The organism is Microcystis sp., from assembly GCF_048564745.1.
In the GTDB taxonomy this organism is placed as follows: domain Bacteria; phylum Cyanobacteriota; class Cyanobacteriia; order Cyanobacteriales; family Microcystaceae; genus Microcystis; species Microcystis ichthyoblabe_A.
The window spans coordinates 32201-42659 of sequence record NZ_JBLZRT010000025.1 but is presented as its reverse complement, the minus strand read 5'-3'; the positions used below and the strand labels follow the sequence as shown (position 1 = coordinate 42659).

The 10459-nt window shown below is 41.7% G+C and carries 9 protein-coding genes and 1 pseudogene; 8 read left to right on the top strand and 2 right to left on the bottom strand.

The annotated features are described in order from the left end of the window. Positions 1–247: 247 nt before the first annotated feature. From ACOCD9_RS03940 to ACOCD9_RS03915, 6 genes are all read left to right on the top strand, one after another. Entirely contained in the window at positions 248–1012 is a 765-nt protein-coding gene (locus tag ACOCD9_RS03940; RefSeq protein ID WP_419546446.1) for a PD-(D/E)XK nuclease family protein, read from the top strand. Between the two features lie 657 nt (positions 1013–1669). Further along, entirely contained in the window at positions 1670–2359 is a 690-nt protein-coding gene (locus tag ACOCD9_RS03935) for a J domain-containing protein (protein ID WP_016515421.1), read from the top strand. 250 nt (positions 2360–2609) lie between these two features. Next, entirely contained in the window at positions 2610–3221 is a 612-nt protein-coding gene (locus ACOCD9_RS03930) for a DUF3611 family protein (protein ID WP_103112220.1), read from the top strand. Positions 3222–3223: 2 nt separating this feature from the next. After that, complete coding sequence (locus ACOCD9_RS03925; RefSeq protein WP_419546445.1) at positions 3224–3565, top strand: DUF565 domain-containing protein; 342 nt, start codon at positions 3224–3226, stop codon at positions 3563–3565. Positions 3566–3704: 139 nt separating this feature from the next. Beyond that, the gene (locus tag ACOCD9_RS03920; protein WP_419546447.1) at positions 3705–4040 is read left to right on the top strand and encodes a zinc ribbon domain-containing protein; all 336 of its coding nucleotides are present in this window, start codon (positions 3705–3707) and stop codon (positions 4038–4040) included. Between the two features lie 6 nt (positions 4041–4046). Continuing rightward, positions 4047–5594, top strand: coding sequence for a mercuric reductase (locus ACOCD9_RS03915; RefSeq protein WP_419546443.1), 1548 nt, complete (start codon positions 4047–4049; stop codon positions 5592–5594). A gap of 420 nt (positions 5595–6014) precedes the next feature. Here ACOCD9_RS03915 and ACOCD9_RS03910 read toward each other — a convergent pair. Then, positions 6015–6326: pseudogene (locus ACOCD9_RS03910) on the bottom strand (transposase family protein); the annotation flags it as partial. Between the two features lie 676 nt (positions 6327–7002). Between ACOCD9_RS03910 and cysK the strand changes: the two are divergent. Further along, entirely contained in the window at positions 7003–7962 is a 960-nt protein-coding gene (cysK, locus tag ACOCD9_RS03905) for a cysteine synthase A (RefSeq protein ID WP_002741039.1), read from the top strand. 69 nt (positions 7963–8031) lie between these two features. Here cysK and ACOCD9_RS03900 read toward each other — a convergent pair whose 3' ends face one another. Beyond that, positions 8032–8748, bottom strand: coding sequence for a hypothetical protein (locus ACOCD9_RS03900; protein ID WP_287699971.1), 717 nt, complete (start codon positions 8746–8748; stop codon positions 8032–8034). 520 nt (positions 8749–9268) lie between these two features. On the opposite strand from ACOCD9_RS03900, the gene ACOCD9_RS03895 reads away from it, so the two are divergent. Then, the gene (locus ACOCD9_RS03895) at positions 9269–10381 is read left to right on the top strand and encodes a DUF2235 domain-containing protein (RefSeq protein ID WP_419546441.1); all 1113 of its coding nucleotides are present in this window, start codon (positions 9269–9271) and stop codon (positions 10379–10381) included. Positions 10382–10459: the final 78 nt, after the last annotated feature.

Sequence of the window (10459 nt, the reverse complement as noted above, 5' to 3'; positions counted from 1 at the left end):
GATATCAGCCAGACTTGGAAACTATCTCATCAAATTAGTTCCCCCATAGAACCTCCTTGAGCCATCTTGCACACTTTTCTCTTTTTGTCAAATTTTATGTTAAGAAAGATGTGACTAATGGATAGCTTGATAAGGGGGGTGCCGATAGGCGGGGGGATCTACCCTTGATAATGGGGGTGCCGATCCCCCCTTAATCCCCCCTTAATAAGGGTGGCATCTGAAAGTTTTTAATACCTATCTAGTTATCATGTCTAATATCTATCGTCTTGCCCAGGGCCATTTAAACCTATTGGAAACCTGTCCACCCAGATTTCAAAAAGTCTATCTAGAGCAACTTAACACACCGGCTGACCCCGGGCAATTGGAGAGGCAAGAATGGGGCAGTCAGTTTCACCTATTATTACAGCAGCGGGAATTAGGGCTGCCGATCACGTCCTTATTACGCGAAAATGAACAGTTAGAACATTGTTTAACAGCCCTATTAAAGGCCGCCCCGGCAATTGCCCAAAATCCGGGAGAAGCTAATCGAGAAGCAGAACATTGTCGCAGTTTAACTGTGGGTAATTATTTATTAACGGTTATCTATGATTTAATTTTACTAGAGAGCGATCGAGCGGTAATTTTTGACTGGAAAACCTACTTAAAACCTATCGATGCCGACAAACTAGCCAAAAATTGGCAGACGAGACTTTATCTGTATGTGTTGGCAGAAACTTCTCCTTATCCTCCTGATAGTTTATCGATGACCTATTGGTTTGTGCAGTTACCCCGCAGCCCCGAACAAATTACTTTTAACTATAACCAGAAACTACACCAACAGACAGGGCGGGATTTACGCCGTTTATTGAAGGATCTCGATCGCTATCTATCAGCATACCAAAATGATTTAGTCGATTTTCCCCATCGTCCCGATTGTCAGCTTCATTGTCCCTATTATCTTAGACAAGAGCGATCGGACCCAATAGACTTACCCTCGATCGAGGATATCCCTGAAATCAATCCTTTTGTCTAATTATTGCCAATTTTGTCAGTATTCTCAATTCAGAATTCTGAAGATTATTTTTATTTATTCTCCCTTCTCCCCCTCTCCCCCTCCCTTCTCCCCAATTCATAATTCATACTTTGTGCTTTTTGTCAAAAAAACTTTTTCTTTGTAATAAAACTACATAAAAAAAAGATCATCGTTGTGGGTGAAATTGACTAATTTACCCGTCTTAATTAGGATTACCTTGTAGGTGTGGCAAGGGTTTCAACCCTTGCCACCCAAAAAAGCACAGAATATCCCACTATGAAATTCTATCAAATCGCTGTAACCATTGTAAAATCGTTGTTAAATAAAAATCTTTCTCAATTAATTCTTAAGAATTTATAAATATTGCGGAATGTTAATTTAAATATTCTCAAGTTTTTGGGGTCAATAGATAACTTTTGCTTATCTTTGGCGAACATTGGGTTAGAAGTCAGAAGTCGGGAGTCAGAAGTCAGTATTCAGGACACAGGAGATTATTTTTATGTATTCTTCCCACACCCCACACCCCACACCCGTTCGGCTGAGCTCACGGCCGAAGCCCACACCCCACACCCCACTTTCCCACTCTCGACAATTCCCCTTCTCCGCCGCGTTAACCATGGTCGATAATAATAAAAGACAGATTGATCGCTTGCGCTCATGACCGGCAACCACTACCAAACCTTAGAAATCAGCCATAAATCGACCCCTGACGAGATTAAACGGGCCTATCGGCGTTTAGCCAGACAATTCCACCCCGATAGTCAAAACGATAGTGCCAGTCACGATAAAATCGTCGCTATTAACGCCGCCTACGAGATACTAAGCGATCCGAGACTAAGAAAGGACTACGATAACCAACTAATCGCCAATTCTCCCGAAAAACGCGCCCAACGCACCGCCACCGCCCAGGCAAATTACCATCGTTACAAAGAAGCAGTCCAGGAAGACGAAGCCCTGGTCAAACAGTGGTATAACCAGACCTATAGCCCGATTAATCGCCTGATCGGTCAAATTATCCGGCCTCTCAAAGGTCAGATCAATCACCTATCCGCCGATCCCTTCGATGATCAGTTGATGGCTGTTTTTCAAGACTATCTAGAAACCTGTCGCCAAAATCTCGATCGAGCCAAAACCCTCTTTTCCCAACGGCCCAACCCTGCCAAAATGGCCAAAGTGGCCGCTTCTCTTTACTACTGTCTCAATCATCTCACTGACGGACTAGAAGAATTAGAAACCTTTACCCTTAACTACGATGATCGCTCTCTCCACACCGGTCAAGAAATGTTTCGTATGGCCCAGCGTTTACAGGTAGAAGCTAAACAGATAGCCAGTCAGTGCCAAAATTAGACCGCTTGTAAAAATCAAAAATTGTTGTTAGGGTGAGGAGTCAGTAGCCAGTAGTCAGGAGAATTAAGAATGAATAACAATCAATTAAATGGTCTATTTACAGATTTTAGGCAATTTAATCATTATTTTTGCCGTATTTGAACCCTGAAAAATTAATTATGCCAGAGCTTGATTAAATCTCTAGCCATGGACAAAAAAAAAGACGAAAATAGATCAAGACCAGATTTACCCAATCCCTAGCTTAACCCCGATGAGAGACAAACAATCAGAAATTACCAATATATCCACCCCTAGAGATTCTGATCTTTATTCCTTGCCTCCCGCCGTCCAACGGGCTGCTAATATCCTTTTACGTCAGGGAAGAATCGGTTTTTGGACGCAGATTGTCCTAGGCGTAATTTCAGGGGTTTTATTGCTCATTGCTACCGCTAGTTTATTAGGGACGAGACAACGCACTTCCGGTATTGAAATCGGTGTTTTATGTGCCATTGGTGGGGCTGGTTTCTTGGTAGTCGCCATTTTCTTTTCTTCTCGTTACATGAAAATCGCCCGTCAAATGTTGGGGGGTGATCAAGATAGTCGCCCGAAAAAATCCGATACTATTCAATTAATTCGTCAGGGTTTAATCGCTAATATTATCGGGATGTTTTTAACAATTTTGGGAGCGCAAGCCTTGGCGGGAATCGTCTTAATTAAATCCCTCAATGTTCCTCAAGGCACTTTTAATGTTGCCTCTAACCCCAGTCAATTTGTTAATTCTGTTGACCTGTTAATTGTGCAGGCTAATACTAATACAATTCTCGCTCACTTTACTGGTATTGTTACCTCTTTGTGGCTTCTTAATCGTATTACTTCTAAATAAATATGGCCATGCAACGCACCCGTTTAAGTACGCTGGCTAATGTCACCAGCAGTCGATTTAATAGCTTTTTTGGTAATCCTTGGCGGCGAATTTCCCTCCAGATAATTTCTGTTTTATTTGGAGTTTTTTCTGGGCAAGCAATTGTCACTACTGCTGGCCAAACTGCTCAATGGGATGTCACCGCTGCCGGTTTATTACTGCTGTTTACGGAGGCGACTAGCCGGATTGTTTACCGAAAAAGTTCCCAGGCTAAACCAGCACCGATTCTGCGAGAATCTCTCAATTTACTAAAAATTGGTATCACCTATAGTTTATTTCTAGAAGCCTTTAAAATTGGCTCTTAAATCCCCAATTGAAAAATAAAACGCACGACTCCTTAAGAGTTGACAGAGAAAGGCTCATCAGGTTTTGTCCGATTAATACAACAACAACTAACATAGAACCAAGAGACTTGCTCTACCAACTTGGTCAAGAGGGAAATTTATTGACTATAAACTACAGAATAAAGGCGGTTTATTGATGGAGATTGATAGATTTTTCCCTAGCTCTAAAACCTGTTATCATTGTCTCTATCAAATGTCTGATATGCCATTAGACGTTAGAAAATGGACTTGTCCAAGCTGTGGTACACATCACGATAGAGACGAAAATGCAGATAAAAAAATGAGAGCAGAAGGCATCAGAAAATTATTGGTCTCAGGAACTCGGACCACTGCTCAAAGAGGAGAAGTAAGTCAAAAAGGTGGATGTAAATCTGTCTTGAGGCATTCCCCTGTAAATTCCGAAGTCTTGACAACTGCGCCTAGGGAGTCAAGGTAGTTCACTATGTTTCAAAATAGCTCCAGTGAAGTTAGTATTCTCCCCATGGACGAACATAATCAAAAATTAGTTAATTATGTTCATCCTGCCGATTGGGTCAATCCACAACCCCAAGATTGTTATGATTTAGTCGTCATCGGTGCGGGTACTGCCGGTTTAGTTGTAGCGGCGGGGGCGGCGGGTTTAGATATAGGTTTAAAAGTGGCTTTAGTGGAAAAACACTTAATGGGGGGAGATTGCCTCAATTTTGGTTGTATTCCTTCTAAATGTCTGATTCGTTCCTCTAGAATTATCGGGGAAATTGAGAAAGCCAAAAAATTAGGAATTGATATTGGGGATACTAGGGTAGATTTTGCCAGAGTCATGACCAGAATGCGGCAAATTCGCGCCGATATTAGTCATCATGATTCGGTGCAACGTTTCCAAAAACTAGGTATCGATGTCTTCTTGGGTAGCGCTCGTTTTTTAGGACAAAATGCCGTGGAAGTGGCGGGAAAAACCCTCGCTTATAAAAAAGCTGTCATTGCCACTGGTGCTAGGGCTTTTCATCCCGATATCCCCGGACTAAAAGCGGCGGGATTTTATACCAATGAAACAATTTTTTCCGTCACAGAATTACCTCCTCGATTAGCTGTTATCGGTGGCGGGCCGATTGGTTGTGAATTAGCCCAAGCTTTTCAACGGTTAGGCACGCAAGTGACTTTATTTCATAATCATTCCCATCTTTTGAACAAAGAAGACCCAGAAGCGGCCGAAATTCTTGAGCATACTTTGCTGCGGGAAGGAATGCAATTAATTCTCTCTTGCCAAATTGAACGGGTGACAAAAAATGAGCGGGGTAAAACCATTGAATATACTAGCAACGGTCAAGGAGCAACTATCACCGTTGATGAGATTTTAGTCGCTGCCGGCCGGGAGCCTAATCTGTCAGGATTAAATTTAGAAGCGGTGGCCGTGGAATACGATACTCGTCGGGGAGTCAAAGTTAATGATTATCTGCAAACTACTAACCCGAAAATTTATGCGGCTGGTGATATCTGTATGGATTGGAAATTTACCCATGCTGCCGATGCAGCCGCCCGTATTGTGATTAAAAATACTCTCTTTTCTCCCTTCGGTTTCGGACGCGATAAGCTCAGTAATTTAGTTATGCCTTGGGTCACTTATACCGACCCAGAAATTGCTCGTGTGGGTATGGATGAAACCCAAGCACAGACCCAGGGATTGGTCACTAATACTATTAAAATTCCTTTGAGTATAGTCGATCGAGCTATCGCTGATGGCGAAACGGACGGTTTTTTAAAAATTATTCACAAACAAGGTTCCGACCAAATTTTAGGGGCCACTATTGTCGCCGCTCACGCCGGTGAGATGATTTCTGAAATTACCACCGCTATGGTGGCTAAAATCGGACTGAGTAAACTCTCTAGTGTTATTCATCCCTACCCCACCCAAGCGGAAGCAATTAAAAAGACCGCCGATGCCTATCGTCGAACTCTCTTGACTCCTAATAGTAAAAAACTATTGGAATTTTTGAGTAAATTATCGCGTTAAAATCAGTTATCAGTTATCAGACTTGAGTTTTCAGTTCACTGGTTACTGTTTACTATAACTCTTGCAAATTAATTATATGTTATACCATTTCTCTAAATGAAAACTACACATCGAATTTAAGTCACCCTTTTTAAGGGGGATTTAGGGTGATTAAACTTCTGTAGTCAGACTTTGGAGAATTGGTATTACAATGGTAGGCTAACTAATTTTCACCAAAAAATTAGTTAGTTAGTTAGTGCATTTGTTCTAGATGAAAACCTGAAGTTTAACTTTGTAACCCAAAACTCTTTAGATATGCTTTAATTTGGTTGTCAAAACCTCTTTATTTAAGCAGCACAAACTATCTCAATTATAAAAATTGAGAATAAATTATCTTGACTAATTACAATTCTCCTTCACTGGATTAATGTTTGGCAACTTTTAAGAAGTTGCTATACCTATCCCTAACTCATAGTTATAAACAGCCGCCAACAGATTAACTATTAAACTATATATTCGACGACTATTCCGATATTTACAGCATAAGATTTTCAAGATTTTGAGTTTCCTATTTATAAGTTTAATGATAATCCTTTCTTTGGCTAAAGCCTTGTTATACTACTTTTCTAACTCTGTTAGTTTTCCATTTTTCGGTTTCCTTTTCGGTGTATAACTATTAGTATGGTATGCAGCTATTCCCTGATAACCACTGTATTCTATGCTGGTAGTTAAAGTACAAAAATGAACTTGACTTCCATCTAAAAATCGAGAAAAAAGCAGAATCTTCTATCATACTACAAAAAAATTATGCAAGAGATCTATTAAAAATAACCCTGACTCTTGATCACACACAAAACTGAGTTTTAGGTATTTTATGCGAGGTTTAATTACCGCTTTTTTTTTCAAAAATTTGGATAGTATCTCAGCATATTTTAGTGAGTTAGCCATAGCAAAGTAACCTACTTTTCAGAATTATAAAAGTTAGTAGCTGATGATATCACCTGACATTAACTCCTGCCATTCAGAATCCTTGCTGATAGTGGTCAAGCATAGACTCAGCCTGCCCTTCAAGGATACGCCTGCACTCAATCAATGGTAACTTGAGAAAAGCCAGACGTTGCTCTAGGGATAAAGCTTGTTCTTCAGGGGTTAAATAAGACGGATTAGCCTCTTTCACCAGTGGGAAAACCTTCAGTTTGTCAGAAAAATCCCATTCCTATCATATCTAGATTTTATAGGACATCCTCTCAAGCTAGGCGGACTGATTAAAGAAACAAAGGAAAATGGAAATTTTGCCGATCTAGGGCTGGCCTTTGCTATAAGTGAGCTATATAGCGCCTCCTTGGCTAGTGAGGAAATTCTCAAACGCTAAAGCTGAGAGCTTACCGCTATAACTAAGCACACGAATCACCCAGACTGAGAAAATATCATGCGTATCGCTCACGATGTCACCGAATTGGTTGGCCGCACTCCTTTAGTACAATTGAATCGGATTCCCCAAGCGGAGGGCTGTCTTGGCCGAATTGTGATGAAATTAGAAGGGATGAATCCCGCTGCTTCCGTCAAAGACCGCATTGGCACCCACATGATTAATAGCGCCGAAAAAGCGGGTTTAATCAATCCAGAAACCACGGTTTTAGTGGAACCCACCTCTGGCAATACGGGAATTGCCCTCGCGATGACTGCGGCAGCTAAGGGTTATCGCTTGATTTTAACTATGCCAGAAACGATGAGTTTAGAGCGCCGGGCGATGTTAAAAGCCTACGGTGCTACCCTAGAACTTACCCCCGGTTCCCAAGGCATGAAAGGGGCAATTTTACGCGCGCAGCAAATTGTCGATAGTATCCCCGGGGCTTATATGTTGCAACAATTTCGCAACCCTTCTAACCCAGAAATTCACCGTCTCACCACTGCTGAGGAAATTTGGCAAGATACGGAGGGACAGGTAGATTTTATTGTTGCGGGTGTGGGTACTGGAGGCACGATTACGGGAGTCGCTGAAGTGATTAAATCTCGTAAACCTAGTTTTCAAGTAGTCGCGGTGGAACCTTTCAATAGTCCGGTGATTTCTGGTGGTAATCCCGGTCCCCATAAAATTCAAGGTATCGGTGCGGGTTTTATTCCGGAAGTTTTACGCACAGATCTGATTGATGAGGTAATTACTGTCAGTGATGAGGAAGCTTTTCAATTTGGTCGTCGTCTGGCAAAAGAGGAAGGGTTGCTTTCGGGGATTTCTTCCGGTGCCAATCTTTGCGCTGCGATTCAACTGGCCCAACGACCGGAAAATGAGGGTAAATTAATTGTGGTGATTCAGCCTAGTTTCGGGGAACGTTATCTGAGTACGCTGATGTTCCAAAATATCGAGGAGCGCGAGTTAACTTTGGTGTAAAAAAATATCCTCCTCAGCCTCTAGCAGTCAGCTTTAGTTGAGGGCTGATTGCTAATAGCAGAGAGCTTTTTAATCATATTTCAAGAGGGATTTTTTCACCTGTAGGGGTATTTGTAAAGGTTGCGGTTTGATTGCTTCTTTGCTGGAAAAATTATCAAGTAAAGCCGATCGCACTTGCGTGTCGGTTTCTCGCGAGAGAAGATAGCGGAAGTATTCTTGGCATTGTTCTCGACGACTGGGGGAAAGTTCCATCTCACTTAAACGTCGGACGGCCATTAAGCGCATTAAGGGATCATTGACTGTTAATTTTTCTAACCAGCGATCGAAGTTTTTTGACTCATTTTGACCGCGATGGTCGAGAAAATGCCATCCTAGCAGGATTAAAGTCAAAACCGTGCCAAATCCTTGCAAAATTGAGGCCAGAGCCAACCAGCGATTTTCGGCATAGGTCCAAATTGCCACAGCGAGATAGGTGGCTAAACTGCCTAAACCGCCACAGACTACCGCTAAAGTTAACTTACCGCTATCGGCGCTGAAAAAAGCACGCCACCACAGCCACAGCGATGGCCAGTTTTGCCCCTGGAGATGGTAAACTCCGATCATCGCCCCCACCCCGGTTAAAGTGGCCAAAACTAGCTGCCAATTCCACGCCCAGAGGATCAAAAAACTAGCACAAGCTGCCGCCCATGTCAAGAATTGACGGGTTTTTTTTGACGCAAGAGTTCTCATGACTCGACGCTGCAGAGCGGGAGAAAAATAGGGAGGAAGGCGGAATACTGAAGACACGGGAAGTTTTTCACTGAGGGTTTGATGATCACTATAGCCTGTTCTTAGGCAGACAGATCATTTTTCTTGATAAAAATCCTCGTGGCAAAAGAGGGAAGTGTTAGGGTGAGCTAAAATTGCGATCGAGAATCGGCTAAAGTTCAGGTTGGCGGGCTTAGGTGTTAAGATGGTTTGCAATCAAACTCAACTTTTTTTATTAATAAATAGCTCAACAATATTCTGTAAACTTATATACATAAATCTAAAGAAATATGTTAATTTGCCGTCTTTGGGGCAGTAAATTCTGATAGACGATCTAGAGTAGTAAGTATAAGTACCGCACCTAATTTTACCTAGTCACGCCAGCTGTCTAACTCATCTATTTCACTTCCGAACAGAGTTAGAACTTCCTTTGTCTCGGTTGAGTCTTGCGGAAATTTTACCTTAAGGAAAATCTCGATAATTTTGAGTCATGATTCACTAGAATCCTCAAATATTTCATAAACTGGCGAGTTTTAAGAAACCTGGGAGGTTCATCGCTATGAAAAGCCGTCTTATTGTTTGTTGTGATGGAACTTGGCAAGATTTAGGACAAGGTTATCCTACCAATGTTGTCAAAATGGCACAAGCTATCACGCCACTTGATGATAGTAAGGGCAACCCCATCCGTCAAATCATCTACTATGACGAAGGGATTGGGACAAAACAATCTAATACCGAGGTGACTGATACTTTAATTAAAATTGCTGGAGGTGCTTTAGGCATTGGCATGGATCATAAGATTGAGGATGCCTATCGTTTTCTGTGCTTAAACTATCAACCTGAAGATGAAATTTATCTCTTTGGGTTTAGTCGGGGAGCTTACACTGTACGCTGTTTAGCTGGGTTAATTTATAATTGTGGTTTGTTGTATCGAGAATTTATCCGACAAATCCCCAAAGCCTACGAAATTTACCGAGACAAACAAGACCCAAATAACGCACCTAACGGTAAAAATGCCATTGATTTCCGTAATCAGTATGGACGACGAGTTCCTATTAAAGCCTTATGCTGTTGGGATACAGTTGCTTCTTTAGGTATCCCTGATATCGTTCATTCTCTGCATTTAGATGAAAAGTTCAACGAACGTTATCGCTTTTATGATTCGACCATCAATCCCACAATTGAAAAGGCGTTTCATGCAGTTGCCATTGATGAAATTCGTAAAGTCTTTGATGTAACACTAATGCGTCCCCATTCTACCCACATCAGACAACAAAAAGAACAGGTGGTTCAAGTTTGGTTTCCGGGGGGTCATGGTTGTGTTGGTGGAGGTTCTCAGGAAGAATCTGGCCTATCCGATGGAGCTTTATTGTGGATGATGGAACAAGTCGAAGCCTTGGGTTTGGTCTTAGATCAAAGTTATATTCAACATGAAGTTCATCCCAATTCTAGTGCGCGTTTTGATAATACGTCAAAATGTCCATTTAATGTAGCGGGAACAGCACCTCGCCAATTTGAAGGGGATGTTAGCAATTTGCATGAAAGTGTTAAAAATCGCTGGACAGACCCTAATAATGTTAATCCACCCTATGAACCTGCTATTCCCGGAATTCAAATGATGCTTGAGAAAGAGCTTGGTGCTTTGAGAAAGAAAGAAATAGTCTCTGTTTAGCACTTCGCTGCCTCAAAAATGTCGCCTTCACTTTACTTACATAAACACTCATAATCTGACCTAATTAGGAGGATTTGC

Coding starts and splice junctions, on each gene's coding strand:
- ACOCD9_RS03940 (WP_419546446.1), top strand. CDS start 248: ATGTCTAATATCTATCGTCTTGCCCAGGGCCATTTAAACCTATTGGAA.
- ACOCD9_RS03935 (WP_016515421.1), top strand. CDS start 1,670: ATGACCGGCAACCACTACCAAACCTTAGAAATCAGCCATAAATCGACC.
- ACOCD9_RS03930 (WP_103112220.1), top strand. CDS start 2,610: ATGAGAGACAAACAATCAGAAATTACCAATATATCCACCCCTAGAGAT.
- ACOCD9_RS03925 (WP_419546445.1), top strand. CDS start 3,224: ATGGCCATGCAACGCACCCGTTTAAGTACGCTGGCTAATGTCACCAGC.
- ACOCD9_RS03915 (WP_419546443.1), top strand. CDS start 4,047: ATGTTTCAAAATAGCTCCAGTGAAGTTAGTATTCTCCCCATGGACGAA.
- cysK (WP_002741039.1), top strand. CDS start 7,003: ATGCGTATCGCTCACGATGTCACCGAATTGGTTGGCCGCACTCCTTTA.
- ACOCD9_RS03895 (WP_419546441.1), top strand. CDS start 9,269: ATGAAAAGCCGTCTTATTGTTTGTTGTGATGGAACTTGGCAAGATTTA.